The 19531-nt window shown below is 42.7% G+C and carries 15 protein-coding genes; 2 read left to right on the top strand and 13 right to left on the bottom strand.

Going from position 1 to position 19531, the window contains the following annotated elements:
• Positions 1–105 precede the first annotated feature (105 nt).
• Positions 106–1308 (top strand): MFS transporter, encoded by a 1203-nt coding sequence (locus R2B72_RS08265; RefSeq protein ID WP_318615986.1) that lies wholly within the window; start codon positions 106–108, stop codon positions 1306–1308.
• Between the two features lie 181 nt (positions 1309–1489).
• Here the strand turns inward: R2B72_RS08265 and R2B72_RS08260 are convergent, their stop codons facing one another.
• From R2B72_RS08260 to R2B72_RS08210, 11 genes are all read right to left on the bottom strand, one after another.
• Entirely contained in the window at positions 1490–4084 is a 2595-nt protein-coding gene (locus R2B72_RS08260) for a VWA domain-containing protein (protein ID WP_318615985.1), read from the bottom strand.
• Positions 4068–5831 carry a BatA and WFA domain-containing protein gene (locus tag R2B72_RS08255; RefSeq protein WP_318615984.1) on the bottom strand — a complete coding sequence of 588 codons (1764 nt, stop codon included), beginning with the start codon at positions 5829–5831 and terminating at the stop codon, positions 4068–4070. The genes R2B72_RS08260 and R2B72_RS08255 overlap by 17 nt, the downstream gene beginning before the upstream one ends.
• A gap of 12 nt (positions 5832–5843) precedes the next feature.
• Positions 5844–6716, bottom strand: coding sequence for a DUF58 domain-containing protein (locus R2B72_RS08250; RefSeq protein WP_318615983.1), 873 nt, complete (start codon positions 6714–6716; stop codon positions 5844–5846).
• Positions 6716–7708 carry a MoxR family ATPase gene (locus tag R2B72_RS08245; protein WP_318615982.1) on the bottom strand — a complete coding sequence of 331 codons (993 nt, stop codon included), beginning with the start codon at positions 7706–7708 and terminating at the stop codon, positions 6716–6718. The genes R2B72_RS08250 and R2B72_RS08245 overlap by 1 nt, the downstream gene beginning before the upstream one ends.
• Positions 7709–7898: 190 nt before the next feature.
• Positions 7899–9326, bottom strand: coding sequence for a hypothetical protein (locus tag R2B72_RS08240; RefSeq protein ID WP_318615981.1), 1428 nt, complete (start codon positions 9324–9326; stop codon positions 7899–7901).
• A 15-nt stretch (positions 9327–9341) separates the two neighbouring features.
• Positions 9342–10193, bottom strand: coding sequence for an ABC transporter permease (locus R2B72_RS08235; RefSeq protein WP_318615979.1), 852 nt, complete (start codon positions 10191–10193; stop codon positions 9342–9344).
• The gene (locus tag R2B72_RS08230) at positions 10190–11125 is read right to left on the bottom strand and encodes an ABC transporter ATP-binding protein (RefSeq protein ID WP_318615978.1); all 936 of its coding nucleotides are present in this window, start codon (positions 11123–11125) and stop codon (positions 10190–10192) included. Before R2B72_RS08230 ends, R2B72_RS08235 begins: the two co-directional genes overlap by 4 nt.
• Entirely contained in the window at positions 11122–13527 is a 2406-nt protein-coding gene (locus tag R2B72_RS08225; protein WP_318615977.1) for a hypothetical protein, read from the bottom strand. Before R2B72_RS08225 ends, R2B72_RS08230 begins: the two co-directional genes overlap by 4 nt.
• Before the next feature lie 86 nt (positions 13528–13613).
• Positions 13614–14504, bottom strand: a complete 891-nt coding sequence (locus R2B72_RS08220; RefSeq protein ID WP_318615976.1) for a LysR family transcriptional regulator — start codon at positions 14502–14504, stop codon at positions 13614–13616.
• A gap of 132 nt (positions 14505–14636) precedes the next feature.
• On the bottom strand, positions 14637–15077 hold the full coding sequence (gene cbpB / locus R2B72_RS08215) for a cyclic-di-AMP-binding protein CbpB (RefSeq protein ID WP_318615975.1): 441 nt from the start codon (positions 15075–15077) through the stop codon (positions 14637–14639).
• Between the two features lie 107 nt (positions 15078–15184).
• Positions 15185–15421 carry a hypothetical protein gene (locus tag R2B72_RS08210; protein ID WP_318615974.1) on the bottom strand — a complete coding sequence of 79 codons (237 nt, stop codon included), beginning with the start codon at positions 15419–15421 and terminating at the stop codon, positions 15185–15187.
• A 190-nt stretch (positions 15422–15611) separates the two neighbouring features.
• Between R2B72_RS08210 and R2B72_RS08205 the strand changes: the two genes are divergently transcribed.
• Positions 15612–16181: a hypothetical protein gene (locus tag R2B72_RS08205; RefSeq protein WP_318615973.1), complete on the top strand. Its 570-nt coding sequence runs from the start codon at positions 15612–15614 to the stop codon at positions 16179–16181.
• 352 nt (positions 16182–16533) lie between these two features.
• Here R2B72_RS08205 and fadH read toward each other — a convergent pair whose 3' ends face one another.
• Both fadH and R2B72_RS08195 read right to left on the bottom strand, forming a co-directional pair.
• Positions 16534–17292 carry a 2,4-dienoyl-CoA reductase gene (fadH, locus tag R2B72_RS08200; RefSeq protein ID WP_318615972.1) on the bottom strand — a complete coding sequence of 253 codons (759 nt, stop codon included), beginning with the start codon at positions 17290–17292 and terminating at the stop codon, positions 16534–16536.
• Between the two features lie 113 nt (positions 17293–17405).
• Positions 17406–19460: an EAL domain-containing protein gene (locus tag R2B72_RS08195; RefSeq protein ID WP_318615971.1), complete on the bottom strand. Its 2055-nt coding sequence runs from the start codon at positions 19458–19460 to the stop codon at positions 17406–17408.
• Between the last annotated feature and the right edge of the window lie 71 nt (positions 19461–19531).

The following is a 19531-nucleotide window of genomic DNA, read 5'->3' as shown; positions in this document are numbered from 1 at the left end:
GCATGCGAAGCAGTACAATACACAAGTCGCTTGACGGTGTATTCATATGAGGCTTATGATACGATACCTTAGTGACGCGAAATAGTTTGGAAAGTTGGGATAACAATGGCGGTTAAATCAAATAATCTTGCCTTATATATTTTAATGTTTAATATGTTTATTGCTATGGCCGGGATTGGACTCATCATTCCGATTATGCCGGAGTATTTAGCAACGTTCGGTGTAGCTGGTCAAGCACTCGGCTTCCTCATTGCCATTTTCTCTTTAGCACAATTTATTTTCTCACCTTTTGCCGGGGATTTGTCCGACAAACACGGACGTAAAAAAATCATTATTATCGGATTAATCATATTTGGACTTTCACAGTTAGCTTTCGGGCTGTCCACTGAACTTTGGATGCTTTACCTTGCACGCTTCTTTTCCGGCTTTGGTTCAGCATTTATCGTACCTCCAATGATGGCTTTCGTTGCAGATATTACTACCTTGGAAACTAGAGGTAGAGGAATGGGACTTCTTGGCGCTTCAATGTCACTCGGTTTCATGATTGGACCAGCAATTGGTGGCTTTCTTTCCAAAATCAGCTTGGAGTTTCCTTTCTATTTCGCAACAGCAGCGGCACTTTTCGCAGCACTGCTTTCCATATTTATCTTACCCAATCCGAAGCCTGTTGTAGATGGCGATCCTTCAGTGAAGAAAAAACGTGAAAACCTGTTTCAGCAATTGGCACGTTCAACGAAGACTTCCTATTTTGTCGTACTCATCGTTATGTTTGTCTTTTCATTTGGACTGGCAAATTTCCAGTCTACAATAGCGCTTTATGTCGATCATAAATATAGCTATACACCTACACAAATTGCTGTGTTGATCACAGTAGGTGGCTTTGTCGGTGTCATTGTGCAAACATTTATCATCAACCCTTTATTTAAACGCTTTGGCGAAATGCGTGTCATTCTTGTCAACCTTATCATTGCAGCCTTTTCACTCATTGGGATTATTTTTGTCGATCTATTCTGGTCGATTCTACTCGTCTCAACAATATTCTCCACTGCGACTTCGCTACTTCGCCCGGCCGTCAATACGCTAATCTCAAAACTAGCTGGTCAGGAACAAGGCTTTGCAGCAGGTATGATGAATGCCTATATGAGCTTAGGTAATATGGTAGGTCCTGCAATTGCAGGCGTCATCTTCGACATCAACATTATCTATCCATATATTCTTGGCATGATTATCCTGCTCATTTCATTCGCTATCGCAGCGATATGGGCGAAACGCAATAAGGGATTATTGGCAGAAACGAGAACGAAATAACAAAAGCCACTTCGTTACCCGTAAATTACTGGGAAATGAAGTGGCTTTTGTTATAAGTAGACTACGGTTTCCATTCGAGGATTAGTCCTGGCGTTCACTGACATTTTGTAGACTTTCACTGACAGTTCTTCGATTTTCACTTACAGTTTGCAGACTTTCACTGACAAGCCATCATCTTGCCCTATCTCTTCCTCTTGGCCCTCAGCAATTCTGAAATACTGTCCTGCGCTGTCGGACTCTCTTCAACAATAACTTCACGAATCCGTTTTGCACCAAATCCTTTAAACATGCCGAAACGTCGCAAAGTAATATCGATGAAAAACAAAATCATAGCCGCTAAGATTAACCATTCCGCAATCGGCTTCTTCTCGCCACTTTGGAACAGCTGTGGACGAAATGCTTCCTCTGGTTGTTCTAATACTTTTCCACCAGTTCGTTCTGCAATTTTCGTCATCAATGCCGCATTCGATGCTGTCGGCTTATATTCATCGCTATAAGGGACTGAAACACCTGCCTCAAACAAGCCGCCTTTATCATCCGAAACACCGAAAAATACTAGACCTGGTTTAGCATCGACAGTGACACGTACTTTACCCGGAGCAAGTGGTTCTGAGATGAATGGCACTTCTTGCCCTGACTCGTCGACAATGGCAATATCCAAGAACGCCGCCTGACGCGAACTATCTGTCACCGTATACGTACCGCCCCGTTCATGCGTAATGATATAAGGAACTTCTTCATAAGCCGGCAATAATCTCGCCACTGCTGTATTCCAGAAGTTTGCATAACCTTCCCATCTGGCTAAGTCACCTGTCCACTTCCCCGTCGAATCGGATGTAAAGGCAACGGTCCTACCTAATCCATACATCCATTCCGCAATGACAGGATCTTCCTTATGACTTTCCCCTACAATGGTCGCCGTACTTTTAACAGTCGTCGCAATATACGCATTGATTTGCGGCACGCCTTCTTGGAACAAGGAAGTCCATTCAGGCACATTTCCTAACGTCATATAAAATGGATTATCTTCGATATACGTTCGCGTCATCATTGAGGTTTCTCTCGTCAAAATGGCCGGCACCGTCGATTCATCGACAACATCGTAGAAACGTCCGCCACCAACTTCAGCAAGCTTTTCCAATAGGGATCCATCCGCATCCGTCCCAATCGCTACTGTCGTTAACGTAATATTATTTTTCTTGCCTTCCTCCATCACTTCTTCGTAACCAGGAGGCATTTCTGATTGACCATCTGTTAATAAAATAATGTGCTTACGCTGTAATTTTACATCTGTTAAATCTTCATACGCTTTTTGCACTCCTGGAAAAATATTCGTTCCTCCAGCAGATGGAACCGATAAAATCTTTTCTATCGCTTCTTTTTTATCGCCCAGCTTATCTACTGGGATGACTTCCCATACTTTATCATCAAATGCAGTAAAGCCAAATGTATCATCGTCTCGTAGCAGTTCAACAGAGCGAGCCGCTGCTTCCCTCGCCAAGACAATTTTAGGCCCTGCCATACTGCCCGATCTATCTAATACGATAACGAGTCCAAGCGATGGCAATTGTTCTTTGCCCTTCACTTCCATCTCAACAGGGAGTAGCCGTTCAATTGGTGATTTAAAATAGCCTCCAAGTCCGAAGCTTTCATCTCCACCAACCATCATGAAGCCTGTCCCAAAGCTTTTCACTGCCTGTTCAATCAGTGTCATCTTATGCTCCCCAACAACATGCCCCGGCACATTATCGAAAATAATCGCACCATAGCCGAGATAACCCGACAGTGTTTCCGGCAATTGCTGTGCATCAATCACATCGACACCCATCGTACTTTTATCGAGAAGCGTTGGAAGTATCGATGGACTGCGCTCTGTCTGTACGACAAGCACACGCGGGGATTGTTCCATCATCGTAATCGATAGCATCCGATTATTCTCAAGAAATCCATCGTCCGGCACAATCAGTTTTGCTTCATACTTCAGTAATCCACTGCCCGTTGCCGATGTTCGAAATGACAAAGCGTTTTTCCCCGGTTCTAGCACAACAGCTTCGCTAATAATTTCCTTATCATTTTGATAAATCATCAACTCTCCTGCTGTCCGCGTTGAAGATTCCACTTCTACTTGGAGCAGCTGCTTCTCCCCTTCATAGGCCGTTCGCGGAGTTTCAAAGATTGAAATAGATGCATCGGCAGTTCCTGGTCGTTCTAGCAGCACTGTATCAATTGTGACACGTCCCGCACTATACTTTGGCAATAGCTCCTCGACTGCGCCAACCGTCTCCAATCCATCCGATAACAGCACTATTCGAGTCGCTACTTGTTCTTTAGCAATCGCCGCAGCCAGATCAATCGCTTTCGCAATATTTGTCGCATCCTTCGTCTCCATTTCCTCCACCACCGGAATGGTGAACGGGGTATCCGTCAACTGCTTATCTGTCCGAAACGTTTCCGCAAATGAATACAAACCCACAGACTGATTTTCTTTGCGTTCTTTCAAACTTTCTGCCAGCCATTTATCCGCCATATCCTTGGCCTCCGCAATCGACACAGAACGATCAACGACAAAGAGTATTTGTTCTTCATTGGCACGTAATGTCACATAAGGCGCTGCAAGTGCCAAGACTAACGCGGCAATCACTGTACAGCGTAATGCAAATAGGATTGTTCCTTTACTCAAAAAGTGCAGCACAGATGATTTCCATGTATACGCCATGTATACAGCGATGGGAATGAGTAACAGAAGCCACAACGGCTCATCAGTTCGGATATCCACGTCGACGTTGCACCTCCCATTCAATCAGCAACAGAAGTAGCAGCGGCACTAGCAATAGCCAGCCAATCCTATTCTTGCCTTCTTCTGCACCCGTGCCGCCTGCCGTTTGTCCAATACTGTACGATGAGCCAATCACAAGCTCTTTTTCAGATTGCTCAAGTTGCACTGCGAATAGTTTCTCGGTATCTCCATCCCTTGCTTTGTAAATACCTGGGCGCGTAGGTGCTATGAAACTTGAGCCGTCTACAAATGTCGTGACATACTCATCATTCAACGTAAATACTTCCAATCCATCCGCCCTGCCGCTAGCTAGCACCGCTTTTCGTTCATTCGGCACAAATAGCCCTAACGTATCCGTGTCAGAACGTAATTGTTCGGCTGCACTCCAGACGAATAGCGGGAATGATGGATGTAGCGGCCAATCCGTCAATTCTATATCCGCCAGCACAACAATATCACCACGCTTCGATTGTTGGATGAATGGCTGATCTCCGACCGTCGCAATCGTTGTATACGATGTAAAGGGGGGATAGAGTGCACTAACATAGACATCGCTAATATCCGCAATGGTGAATAGTGGATCCGCAGAACTTTTTAGTACACCTGAAACCGGCTCAGGAGACTTATCATTACGCCCTATAATAATAACCGGTTTATCCCCTTTTTTGAGCAATGACACATCGTTTGTGACAACAATCGAGCTATCCTGTGCGGACAATAATTCATTGGCTGAACCAGTAGTAACAGCCAATCCAACCGCTTCAAACGCTCGTTTCACAAGCTCATGCAATTGCCCGTCAACGACCGCTTCCGATACCTCGCTATCTAGCAAAATCGCTGCCGTATTATCCGGCCTATAATCGTCATCCACAATGATTTCAGCTTGCAGTGCTTGACTGACAGGTAGTTCCTTAAAAGATAATAGCGCATCTTTCCCGGCTTCAACAGTAAACTTGTCGTCTACTAGTACTTTACCCGTAATAGGATCCATGAGCTGCACATCCCCGGTTTGATCAATATCGGAAGCATTGGTAATCTTCACAATCGCCTCGGTTCCTTGCGGTGTTTTCACTGCACCAAACTTGTTAATGGCTACATTGACGAGCGCATCCCCTGAACCGTGAATGGTCCATGCAATGTTGCTGTCCTCTTCAGCAAAAGCGGCGCGGTCCAGTGAATCTGTGTAAATATGAATATCCGCTCCACCAACAGAGGCGATGGATCGCGCAAACTCCAATGCTCGCTCCATATGCTCATGCTCGTAGGACACTGCTAATTTGTCGATAGCCGCTAACACCGCTTCACCATCTGTTTGCTCCCTCACAACAATCGCTGGTTCCTTACCTGTCGTCACAATCGTAATCGGCTCACCTGAACGACCGACGACAAGCTCTTTCATTGCCGCTTGCTGCCGAGCAAATAAGGTCAACTGCTCCTTGCCCGCCAGCATACTTGCGGACGTATCCACAATAAGGATGGTATGCCCACCAACCGCTTGTTCTTTCGGTAAAAACGGACCAAGTAATATAAAGACCAATAGCAACAGCGCAGCCATTTGTAGATAAAATAACGCATTACGCTGTAAGTTTTTCAAATACGGAGACACTTTCGTTTCCCGCATCGATTGCTGCCAAAATAATGTCGATGAAATCGTTGTCACTTCATATTTTTTGCGAAAGAAATAATACAGCAAGACGACCAGCGGAAAAATAGCCGTCCATAAATTAACGATACTATCTAATCTCACCTGGTCGCCCTCCTATCGCAGCCAACCTGCATGGCGCATTTTTTTCGTTACCGTTTCCATGACCCCATCAGCCACTGCCGCACGAATTAAGTGAATACCAAACTTACCCGCGAGCGCTGTCATTTGGGCTTCATGTGCCGACTTGTTAGCCAAATAATCCTGCACAGCACGCCTCGTCACCGTCACCTCAACGCCAGCACCGCTCTCACTGTCGATAAAACGGACATCCCCTTCATATTCAGGTGTTTCTTCAGGTTTTGAATGAACCGTCAACAGACGGATATCTCCGCAAATACCTGGTAGGCGGCGGAATAGATGCTCCCACTTAGCCGTTTCTTCAAGCCCATCTGTAATGATAAACAGCACCGTCACCACTTTTGGAATATGCCGCAGTGCACGGTCAGTGAAACTATCTGTCGAGCTAGGCGTATCAATCGAAGATATGAATTTGGTAATGGACGCACGATGCACAGAGCCTTTTCTTCTATAAAAATAATCCTGTTCATTTGACCACGTCGAAAACGACGTTGTGTCTCCACTTTTCAGTCCAATATGCCCCAGTGCGATGGCTAATTGACGGGCATAATCCCATTTGCCATCCATCCCCATCGACTTGGTCGAATCGAGGAGTATATGAATACGCATCTCTTGCTCGTCGAGAAATTGCTTGATGAACGGCTTGTCCGTTCGCGCATAAACATTCCAGTCAATATGACGCAAATCATCGCCTGGATGATATTCCCTGAAATCAGAAAAGTCGAGTGATGACCCTGTCTTCCGTGAACGATGTGTGCCTTTATGATGTCCGAGTCGTCCAGACCTAGAAACAATCGATAAGGCCCCTAGTCTTTTCGCGAGTCTGTCGGGAAACAATTCGCTACTCATTACACGGAAGCTCCTTGTCTTACGTCTTCAAGCAATTTCGTGATGAGTCCATCGACATCGACACCTTCCGCTTCTCCTTCATAATTGATGAGAATACGGTGGCGCAATGCAGGTTTGGCGACTGTTTTAATATCTGCGATGGACACATGGAAACGTCCCGCCATGAGCGCACGTGCTTTTGCCAGTCGAATAATCGATTGAAGTCCGCGCGGTCCACTGCCATATTGCACATATTTCGACCATTCATCCACAGATGTATTGTTGTGATGTGTCGCTGCGACCAAATCGACTGCGTAATCAATCATGTCATCTGCAATAACAATTTCTTTGACCATCTGCTGCGCCATGACAATCGTTTCCGCATCCATCACTTTTTGAATCGCAACCGGTGTCGGTCCCGTCGTACGCAAAATAATTTCCTTTAGCTCTGACTTTTTTGGATACGGCAATAAAATCTTACACAAAAACCGGTCCATTTGCGCTTCAGGTAAAGGATACGTACCTTCCATTTCAATTGGATTTTGGGTAGCAAGGACAAAAAATGGTTTCGCCATCTTCCGTGTTTCACCAAGCACCGTCACCGTTTGCTCCCCCATCGCTTCTAGCAAGGCACTCTGTGTTTTGGGCGTTGCACGGTTAATTTCATCCGCTAGAACCATTTGGCTAAAAATCGGTCCCTCTTTAAAAACAAAGCGCTGCATCCCTTGCTCATTACGCTCCAAAATACTCGTTCCCGTAATATCAGCTGGCATTAAATCCGGTGTGAATTGAATCCGGGAAAATGACAAATCCAACACTTCCGAAATCGTTCGGATTAGCATCGTCTTCCCAAGTCCAGGCAGCCCTTCTAACAGCGCGTGCCCGTCTGCTAGGATCGAATAAAGGGAAAACTCGACCGCTTCTTGCTGTCCAACGATAAATTTCCCGATTTCTTCTCTCACCGTTCCAAGCTGCTCGCTCATTTCTTTGAATTGCTCTGGTGAAAATGGCATCTGTACCCTCCTGTTCTATATAGATATCAATTTGAACTCACTACGGCTGCCTCTGTTTCGCTTGAGTTAAAGTTACGCTTGGGCATTTATTGTTTAATTTCTGCAAGTGCACAGAAATTAAACAAATCGGACCCTTTGCTGTCCGATTTGCAATTAGAATTACGCTTAGGCATTTACAATCACTCACCCGTCATTCAATCGAAGAAAAATAATCAGAGAGAATTTGCTGCAAATCGGGTGGGAGCTGCAGCTTCTCTGTGCTCTTTAAGTAAGAATCTTTATAGTCGCCCACCACTTCTTGATAAGGGCGGATGGTCCCTGTTCCAACAGGTCCTTGCGTTTCATATTCTTCGATGAAATCGCCTTTGCCAAGATTGCCGCCAACAACCGAGGGGTCACCTTTTTCTCCTACGCGATCGTAAGGAACGGATAATAGATTTCTGCCGCCTGAACCTTGTCCAGCCCCAGTTCCACCTGTCCCTGAACCTAAGCCCTGACCTGTTCCTTGCCCAGAACCAGAACCCTGTCCCGGACCAGAACCAGATCCTGAGCCCGCTCCTTGTCCTGAACCTTGCACCTGCCCCGAACCCGATTCTTGCCCTGTGCCTTCGCCCTTCTCACCATCACTTTCTTGCTCATCATTCTCTTCCTGACTTTGGCCATCCTTTTCACCGGTTGCTTCTCCCTGACCTTCACCACTTGTATCGCTCGGCTTACCACCTGTCACTGTCGAAGTTCCACTAGCTCCCGCAAGAGCAGGCAATGTAGGCGCCTTACCAATTTTATTCAACTCGCTATGGGCTTTTCCTACATGTTGAGCGAGCTTATCTGTTAGCTTGCCAAGCTCCTTTAGTTCCTGCTCCTCCGCCTCTGTCAATGCTTCAGCCGGATTATCTGACCGGGAAGCGGCTTCTTGTTTATCAGCAAGGCGCTGCTCTTTCAAACGTAATTCTTTCTGCTTTTTGACCAATTCTTTTAATACATCCTCTGAAAGCTCCGCTGTTAAAAGTTTTTCCGCAAGGTCTTGCAGTTCTTTTTTCACTTCAGGAAGCGCTTCTTTTTTGATCAATTCCTTTACTTCTTTCTTTACTTCCTCAATCACTTCTTTTTCCTTAACAATTGCTCCTGCCTCTAGTTGTGCTTCAGAAGGAAAAATAAGCAGGACAGCAAGACAACTTGATGCAATGGCAATAGCCGTCAGCATTTTCACATTGACATAGTGCTTATCTCTCTTTTTAAAACCTTCAAATGCAGTCACAACTTTCGACTCCGCAGCTTCAATAATCGCCGACGCTAGATGTGTTTCACCGATTTTTTCATCCAGCGCAGTAATTAATAAATTGTCCGGCATATAACGATCGAGTCTATAAATTGCTCCACTTTTCCGTAGACGCTTATAGATAATAAAAATTATGGTTGCCACAACTGCGAGCACCGCGACAAGCCATGCGATTCGTCCATAATAAGGCAGGACGAACAATCTAGAAGCCGCTACTACAAGTAAGGCAAATAATATAGCCATACATAACCCTGTTTGCAGCGTATAGATAGCCTGCTCAAAACGCAGCCGTACCAATGCCGCCTTGACATACTTTGTCAACAGTGATTTCCTGTCCATTCGTCCTCCTCCTCATTATTTAGATTTCTTCATGTTAACGCGTAATTTTTTCACAGCAAGCCATAACGACAGAACCGTAATGGATATATAAAAAATGAGATAGCCTATCCATATCGGTAATTTTATTTGCGTCATTTCGATTACACTTTCCCCCACTGCTGGCGATAACAAGGTAGCGAAGAGCACCGCTGGATTGATGGATGCCAGAATATGGCCCAATATAGAAGGCGGTGGTGAGCTGACTCCATTAAAATTGAACAGGGCTACTTGCATGACAATGATTAGTAAAAAACCAGTGACAGCCGATAAGAACAACATGATGCCATACGTCGCAATCATTGACACAATCGTTCTTCGAATGAGTGTTGAAAATAAAATTCCAATACTCCCTATCGCTAATAATGTCACAAATAAGAAGAAAAATATTTTCACAAAATCCATTGGAGAAATACCACCAAATAAGAAAACCAAGCTATAAATTGGTAATCCTGCCACAGTCAGTAACATCAAAAAAGCGACAGATGACAATAGTTTACCCGAAATAATTTGAAACGAACTTTGAGAGGTCGTCAGTAAAATCGGTAATGTCTGTTTTTCCCTTTCACTACTAATGGCCCCAGCCGTCAAGCCCGGTGTGATAAATAACACCAGCCCAAGTTGAATAAATGCCAAGAAGGAAAACAACAGCATACTTTCAGTCGGTCTAAAATACGATACGCCCGTTATGTTCATTGTCAGAAAGATGAAACCAAAGACGAAGAGACACATGGCAACCAAGTAGAATAGAAGTCCCACAAAGCTTTTAGGCGACCGAAATCGCAGCTTCAATTCTTTGAACAGCACCGGATTATTAATATTCACCTTCATAATAAATCGCCCCCCTTCGTAATTTCCATGAACACATCTTCCAGATTCGTGACATGCTCCATGAACGAAAGAATCGGAACGTCATGAAGAATCGCCCGCTTTAATAGACCTACTTGATCGTCTTCCGTTCCTTTATATGCAAATGTAAGCCCAACGCCCACTTCTAGTTGTTGAATCGTTGAGATAAACGGATCTTCCTCAAAAAAGGCAATCGCTTGATCCACTGAATCTGCCAAACGAACGGTAATCACTCGCTCACCACGTAATTTATCTTGAATGTCGGCAACCGAACCATGTGCAATGAGCCGTCCATTGTCAATGACACCAATTTCATCACACATTTCCGCAAGCTCCGGCAATATATGTGATGAAATCAAAATTGTCTTACCCATTTTTTTAAGCGTTTTTAAAATATCTCTCATTTCCACACGCGCACGTGGATCAAGACCAGATGCGGGTTCGTCAAGAATAAGCACCTTTGGATCATGGATAAGACTACGTGCAAGGCATAGCCTTTGCTTCATTCCCCGCGATAGTAAATCAACATAGTCGTAACGCTTGTGCGACAAATTGACGAGTTCTAACAATTGCGGGATTAAAACTTTCCGTTCTGCCGCTGGAATACCATAGCTAGCCCCGTAAAAGTCCAAATACTCCTCTGCCTTTAACTGATCGTAGACACCGAAAAAGTCTGGCATATAGCCAATCATCTTACGCACTTCAGATGGGTTTTCCCGTACGCTGATGCCATTGATGAACACATCCCCCGATGTCGGCTGTAGCAATGTAGCTAAAATAAGAAATGTCGTCGATTTCCCCGCCCCATTGGCCCCTACAAAACCAAAAACAGTGCCTTCCGTTAGCGTCAAATTCAAATCATCCAGTGCGCAAAACTTCCCATAGTTCTTTGTTAAGCCTTTAATTTCAATCATTTTGCCACCTCACCATTCAACTTGAGCTCCGGAGCACGTCCTGTACCTGCATTTTGGACATTTTTCAACAATAATCGAAGAACCATTTCTCCATCAGCTGTTATATAATCGCCCAGCCTGTCAGTCAATGTAAATTGACTAGCATCCTGTTGCTCATAAACCCCTGTTTGGCTATTTAAAATGCTGACCTCATATAATTGTTGGTCAATTTGGGATACTTCAAGCGATGTCCATGTCAAATTTTGATGATTCAACTCTTCTGGCAGCTGCCAAGTTTGTAAATAGGCAGGTTCATTGAAAAAGTATTCATCTCCAGAAAGACCCATTTTTTGTGGTTCAAGTTGAGTTCTCTCCGACATCATTGACATCGTCATCATTTCCGGCTCAACTTTCAATGTGTCTTGGAATACCACATCCACTTCAATTGGCTGAACAATCATTGTCAGCGACGAGATGGCAGGCTTGCCCTTTGCTAGTTCTATAGGAACGATTTGAGTATCTGTATAGCCTACAATCGCAGGCTTGGCCGTCTTATTCATATGCCTACCTGCAAACTCAAAAATGCCGTCTTTTCTCATCTGCGTTAAGTCATCCCCATTAGTCGCTTGGGGATTCATATACGAATTAACCATCATTCGTTTAGGTAATAGCGTGTTGGTCTGTAAGATTTTATCCACTTGAACAGTCTGGCCTGGACCAAGATCACCGATTGGATGTAGTTGCGAACCTGACCAAATCGCAACGTCCGTCAAAGCGAATGGAAAGCCATTTGTGATTGTTCCCGTCAATTTCTTATCCTCAATCTTTAACTGACTCGCATAAGTCCCTAACTGTTCCACTGTCGTTTGCCCATAAACAGTCGCAACATCCCAAAAGCCTTCATTCAGCAGCTGAAGGGTCGAGCCCGCTGGATCTTTTTCTAGCATGACCCGGTTGTGGATAGGAATCGTTGTTGACGAAACGAAGAAGTCGTCTCTGCGGCTAGATGTAAACAGCGTCGTCCCCGTAGGTGCTGTAAATGTAAAGTCTCCTGATTTATTCGTTAACAAAGATTCTGCATAATAGCCCGTCAAACTTTCGTCATGGGCTACATTCAGCACAGCTGTATGTTGAATCTGTGCACGACCAATACGATCTTTCGCACCATAAGCAAAAATCGCAATCGAAGTTAGCAACGCAATCGCAGGGATAATCCACCAAGTATACTCCCGCTTATCCTTCTTTTTGAGAATCATATACAGGACAGGAATAATAACAATCATATAGCAGATAATTATGCCTAAAATCAAGGGTGCTGACACTTTAAAGGAGGGAAATAATTCATTCACATTGCCAATCGAAGAGATGATTGTATCCATAGGATCATCTTCATATGGATTTGTGCCTGCACTCACATAATTCGCACGTTCAGCTGTTTCAAATAACAATTTCCAAAATGCAGGCATGCCTTCCATTGTCGCTAAAGGTTCATCGCCCACAGAGAAAGCGGTCTGTATTACAAGCCCTTCACCAAGTCGTTTGTAAGCAGCTAATACATTGTGTTCATCTTCAAAAAGGATTGTTGCATGTGGCAATAGTTCAGTTTCATAAGCAGCAATCAACCCTTCAAACCCTTTTGTTGCTGCCCATGTATTCAATGCAGCTGTATTCATTTCTGTCTTGCCATGTAGCTGTAATGGTAAATAATCAGCAAATAGCCCCGCTTCAGCCTGACTATTATCCGAACCGCCAAAAATCATAATACCGCCATCGCGTACCCAGCCAAGTAATGCTTGTTGCTGCTTAGCTGATAGGTCTGCTAAGGGATATTCATCGATAATGATAAAATTAGCAGCTCCCCAACCCGCCACTTCTTCAGGAAATTTAGTTGCTGCTATTTTAGCGGCATCTACTAATATATTGCTGTAGTTCACTTTTTTCAAAGCCGTTAAGCGATCAATATTATCGGTAAATTGGACACTAAGCTTATTGTTCTTACTCTGTAAAGTAGCTGTAATATGCTGCGAACCGTTGTGTTCAATTTCCTTACCTTTTTCCCAACCATCTTGGTAGAAAAAGATGGTCTTGGTATTCGACATGCTAGACATTCCCCTATTATCACTCATTCTTTGAATGACAAATGACACGGTTTTTGTCTCACCCGCGCCAATTTCAAGTGGAAATGCTTCGCCGGTTCCCATCGAATACGTATAATTCATATCGACAACGACGTCTCCACTAAAAGCTGTCCCCGTATTTTCAATCGTCAGTGTAACAGGCGCCCCTTTGCCTTCCTTTGCTTGACCATCGAGACCTGCTGACACTTTGACCGTTAACTCCGGTGCAGCAAGCGCTGTCGCGGTTGGCAATAACACAATAGATGCCATCAACAAGACCACAAAAGCCATAAACTTTTTCCGCATAGCTTAATCCCCCTGTCCGTATTACTTACCTACTAGTTCTTCCCTATTAGTACGAACCAAACCAATCAAAGTTCCACAACTTCTCATTATTTGTCATCCTTTTGTAATCTTTCAGCATGCGTTTGAACAATTTGAGCGAACGCGTCTACTTGTTTTAACGCAAACGATGATTCATAACCAATTAGCCATGTATCACGTGTCAATTCAAACTCTTCTTCGCTATTCAACAATGGAATTTTATTGACATCCTCATCACCTGTCAACGTGATCGACGGTAAAATAGCGTAGCCAATGCCATTCAGTGCAAGCTGTTTACACGTCTCAATTTGATCGACCGTAATTTGACGCCCTGGATTTTTAGGAAAATGACGTTGCCACCAGCGTTGAATTTCCATGAAATAGTTTGAATCACTTTTAAATTGGATAAACGGTCGATCAGTTTCCTTCAACTCATTGATAGACGTAATCTCCCGATCTACCAAATAAAGATGATCCCGGAACAAATAATTCTTTCGACTCTTCCAATCTACTTGTCCACGCACAATGCCAACATGGGCTTCCCCCTCGTAAAGTGCTTTGACAATTTCCGAGCTCCAGCCTGTCATAAGAGATACCTTCGCATCTGGATATAGCTCAACATACTCTTTTAGGACTTGCGGCAGCCACGTCTGTCCAACAATAGATGCACAAGCAATTTTCAGTGTCCCATGCACTTTATCCGCCATCGAAGCAATCATCGCAAACGTTTCTTCCTTTTTCAAAATGGTTTCCCTTGCATGGGCAATGACCAACTCGCCAGCCGGCGTTGGTTCAAGCCCTTTCTGTGAGCGGATGAACAACAAAGTGCCCCACTCTTTTTCAATCGTTTGTAACCGTTGCGAAAGAGCCGGTTGCGATAAAAATAATCGTTCTGCCGCTTTCCGCATATTGCCCTCTTCCGCGAGTGCTTTAATAATTTCAAGTTCAGTCGTTGTCATTTGATAACCCCTTTTCACGTGGAATCCGTTATATAAGTAGCAAACAAGGCAGCATTAATGAGCGTTTTACCTCTTTACTTTATTCTCTTTTTTAAACAGAAAAAGGCCCCATCCACGGAGCCTTTCATTGTCTTATTCGACGGAATAAATATATTTTTTAAACTGCTTTAAAATAACTCGACGTGTTAATATACCCGCAAAAGTTCCATCTTCCTCTACTACACAAAGGAATGGGTGGTTTATAAGAAGATCCAACCCTTTTTGGAACCGGTCAGTCGTCCTTATATAGGGGATGTCAGTCTGCATAATCGTATCTACTTTTAAATCTGCCAGGCGTTCATATTCAATACGCTCAAGCCCTAAAATGGAATCTGTAATCATCCCGATTCCAAGTAGCCCTTTTAGATGATATTTCGCATCTAGGACAGGCAAGGCCGAATAACCCGTTTTCGTTAAAACAAGTAAGGCATGTTCTGCATTATTGCCAAGCTGGACATGTGCAACTTTTTCAGACGAAATGATGTAATCTGCAATCGGTGTAAAGAGAAAATCTCTGTTATTCACAGAAATCATATAAATCCGCTCCCTCTGTAGCCACGCTGTTCATTTATATAGAAGCTACCTATCTATCATATCATAAAAAGGCTATTCGGACCGTAAATCAAGAAAGAAAACCCCTTCTAGTAAGAAGAAGAGGCTGCGTAATAAAATATGACGATGAACATGAACATTAACGCGACAAGAATGACCCAAATAATCGGATTCAATGTAAATGGATGTTCTTCAATCGCTTCAGGAATAGCGCTATCTTCACCATCAACCACAGGATCTACCCGATGCCATTTGCGCACCGATGCAAGCCCAATCGCACAAATAATCGTTATAATAATAATCATTGGGACAGTCCAGATGTCCATCAGCACATCACTCCTTTTAACGATAGGGTGTGCTGAATTAGAAATGTTAAACCTCGGGTATTGTTTAATTATTACTCATTGAGAACGTATCATTATGTAGAATTGTTATTCAACTAACACTGCAGGTTAATTGAACAAGGTATGATTGTAACTGAACAGCATAAACTAATCCTAAATATAATGTAGGGTGATGAAATTGGATAAAAGTAAACCTCTGCTATTGGTTTTATTTAGTATACTAATTTGTGGGTTGTATTACGGAACAGTAAATGCAAAAACAAACGATACTCCTCCTTCCTTTGAGGAAGAAATTATTAAAGGCAAACAACTCACGCCTTTAGAAAGCCAGTTAATGTCTTTTATGACTGGTTTGATGGTAACCGAACCAAAACAAGCTGTTGAATTTTGGATATTTAGCGTAAATAATCGAAGTGGTGCTGTTCAATATGCGATGTTGTCCCCTTCGCTTCGAAAACAATCAAGGAGTAAATTTGAGGAAACGCACTGGATAACAGGTCAGTCAAGCCCTTGGGTTAGTAACTTTCGTTTTACCAAAGAAGAAAAGCTAAGCGAATCCAAAATGAGGTATACCGTTAAATACGATTTATCGGCATCATATGGAGATTTTGGTGGTGGGGAAAAGATTATAATCGTGGAAAAGAATTTAGAGCCATTTAAAGATTATTGGTTTATTTCATCAATAACAACGAAATATAATGAATGGGAAGCATTTACCCCAGCCGAGACAGTTTTGAAATAGAGCATAGGCCTTTATTCTTTGTTAATAGTAAGGAACACATAGTACAAAGTGCGAAATTTCCCGAAATTGTATCTTCGGGAACTTACACCCTAGATAGAAAGTCATCTATTCTTTTCTTTCCAAGCAACCGCATTTTTCACTTGAATGTTGTAGGTACGCGATAGGAAATTATTCTCAATAAGATGACCGAAAAAGGTTTGTCTAGGAATGACGAAGTCATTTCTAGACAAACCTACTCCTCGGTAATAATATCGTGAATCATTCGCCGAAAGCGAACCGGAAATAATCCAGTGAAAATGGCGGTTTTCAAGCATTTGCTTTTCTGCACTTTATGCAAGTAAATGGTTTAACCTTAAAAAGGAAATTGGTTCAGCCATTGCCCACCATCTAGTGTGACGATTTCGCCATTCATATATGATGCCTTATCTGACATGATAAATGCAGCTAGCTCTGCAATTTCTTCCGGCTGCCCCAAACGGCCCAGAGGAATCGATGCAAGTGTACGTTTTGCTGCTTCTTCCGACTGCCATAGCTTTTCCGCACCGCCTGTACGATCAATCGGCCCCGGTGCAATGCCATTAACACGGATTCCATATTGTCTACCCCATTCAACAGCCAATGTGCGCGTTAACGACATCACACCCGCTTTAGCTGCCGCCGAATGAACAACCCCAGGACCTGCATCCCATGCATACGTCGCCAGCATATTCAAAATCGATCCTTTTTGGCCCTTGTCAATCCAATACTTCCCCACAGCACTTGAACAATAAAATGTTCCATTTAACACAATATCAATCACAGACTTCCAACCATTCGGCGATAAATCCTCAGCGCGTACAATGAAATTTCCTGCCGCATTATTAACAAGACCATCAATCCGTCCAAATTTCGCATCGGCAAAAGCAACCATCGCTTCGACAGATTCAACATGACGGACATCCATCTGGAATGGATGTGCACGGTCTCCGATTTCTTCTTGCGCCGCCTTCAGCCTATCTAAATCCCTACCTGTAATGACGACTTGTGCACCTTCTGCAACGAATTTCTTCGCCATATACTTCCCCATTCCATTCGATCCACCGGTTACGATGATGACTTTCTCATTAAACATACCAATTCCCCCTTGTTATGAATGAGTATTCACTCATAATTGTATCACGTTGCTAATGACATGACGAGTACAAAAAAACAGACAACGAATGTTACTCGTTGCCCGTTCAATGATTACCTGCTATACACAAAATACTTTTGAACAAGCTCCTCTACCGGAATTGCTTTACTATATAAAAACCCTTGCGCTTTTTGACAGTTTGCTCCAAGTAAAATTTCTGCCTGTAAACCCTTTTCAACACCTTCGGCAATAACTTCCATCCCAAGATTATGGGCTAGATTGATAATTGTCTTCGCAATCGCTTCATTTTTCGGATCTGATTCAATATCTTTAATAAAGGAACGATCAATTTTAATAATATCAATTGGATATTGCTTCAAATAACTTAGGGAGGAATACCCTGTCCCAAAATCATCTACTGAAATAAAAATACCGATCTTTTTCAACTCATTCAAAATAGCTAATGTCTCATTCATGTTTGATAAAGCACTTTCAGTGATTTCAACTTCAAGTGAAGAAGGAATAATACCATATCGCATAATTTTCTTTTTCAATTTATCAACAAAGTTTTCCATCCTAAATTGTTTTGGTGAAATGTTTACCGCAATTCTAACTGGTTTAAAACCTTTGTCCTGCCATTCCTTCAACTGGCTACATACTTGATCCAACACCCAATCCCCAATTCCATGGATAAGGCCAGATTCCTCCGCAATTGGGATGAAATGCGCCGGAGACACAAAACCGAATTTACGATTATTCCAACGAAGAAGTGCTTCAAAACTGCCAATGTGACCCGTTTTTAAATCGACCTGCGGTTGATAATGGACGGCCAATTCATCTAATTCAACCGCTCGACGCAAATGTGATTCCATAAGTACTTCATCTGGAAATACGGAATTCATCTCCACACGATAGAAGCGATAATGTGCACGTCCACGTTCCTTGACATAGGTCAGGGCCTGTTCCGATTTACGCAATAGCTCTTCTAATGTTCTCCCGTCCTCTGGATACACTGAAATGCCTATGGATGCCGAAATAAAATACTCCTGATGGTTATAATAAAATGGTCTCCCAAAATCATTGAGTACCTTTTGTGAGAAGTTTTCTGTTTTTGAAACAGAATGTTTTTTCATGGAAACGATAAATTCATCACTGCTATTGCGATAAAGTCTTGCTGAAGGAGGACAAATCATCTTCAACCGCTCCGCAACCATCTTCAAAATTTCATCGCCACCGTTTTGACCAAGCGATTCATTAATCAGTTTAAAACGATCAATCCCCACATGTACCATGGATAGATTTTCATTGTTTTTTAACGCGTAATTAGCATCTTCATTAAAATGCTCATTCATTGCCCGTCGATTCCATAGACCCGTTAACTGGTCATGATAAGATAGATAATGAAGTTTCTCGTTATTTTCTCGATGAACAGATGTATCCCGTAAAATCATAAGAATTTCTTTGACATCCCCATCAACGACAACAGGAATAGCCTTCAAATATGTCGGTAATAAGCAACCATCTTTATGGTATAAAGTAGATCCTTCCATTTCAATAGATTCACCACTTAATGCCCGTAGAAAAAACAGTTGAAAATCTTCCGCTTCATCATCTCCAATAAGATTCAAAATGGATTGGTTGGACAGTTCTTTAAACCGGTGGCCAAATACTTTATGAACAGCTCGATTTGCATTAACTATTTTCAACTTGTTGTTTATCGTAATAATCGGATCCAAATTGTGATCGATGACAGATGCATATTTATGTTCTAAAATTGTTGAATTTTTCTCATTTGCAATCATATCCGTTCGTTCACATAATCCGATACAGATGAACTCATCTCCTAATTCATCAGTATAGTGCTGTAAATCCAATTCGAATAGTAGGCTACTTGTACCTCGGGATACTTTAATTTTAGTTTTAATCGCAGAGTCAATAGATAACTTTGTCATTTTCCGCTTAATAGGCTTCCAAAAATCGCCTAAAAAACTACTTGCCGATTGGCTTACTTCTTGTGAAAAGTACTCTATCGCCAATAAATTAGCGTAAAGAACATTAAAATCATTTTTCTTGTTTTTCCCAACAAGTATGAACATGTTGAATGAATGTCCCAGAATATAGGACTCAATAACTTTTTCAAAACGACTTTTTACAACAAGGTTTCTCATAAGTACCCCCATTAGTTGTGAATACATCTACTATTTTGACAGTTATTATTGAAAAGTAGCCTATAGATCGA

It is taken from the genome of Sporosarcina sp. YIM B06819 (assembly GCF_033485175.1).
GTDB lineage: Bacteria > Bacillota > Bacilli > Bacillales_A > Planococcaceae > Sporosarcina.
Note: the sequence above shows the minus strand (reverse complement) of the source record. Positions and strands in the feature narration are given on the sequence as shown.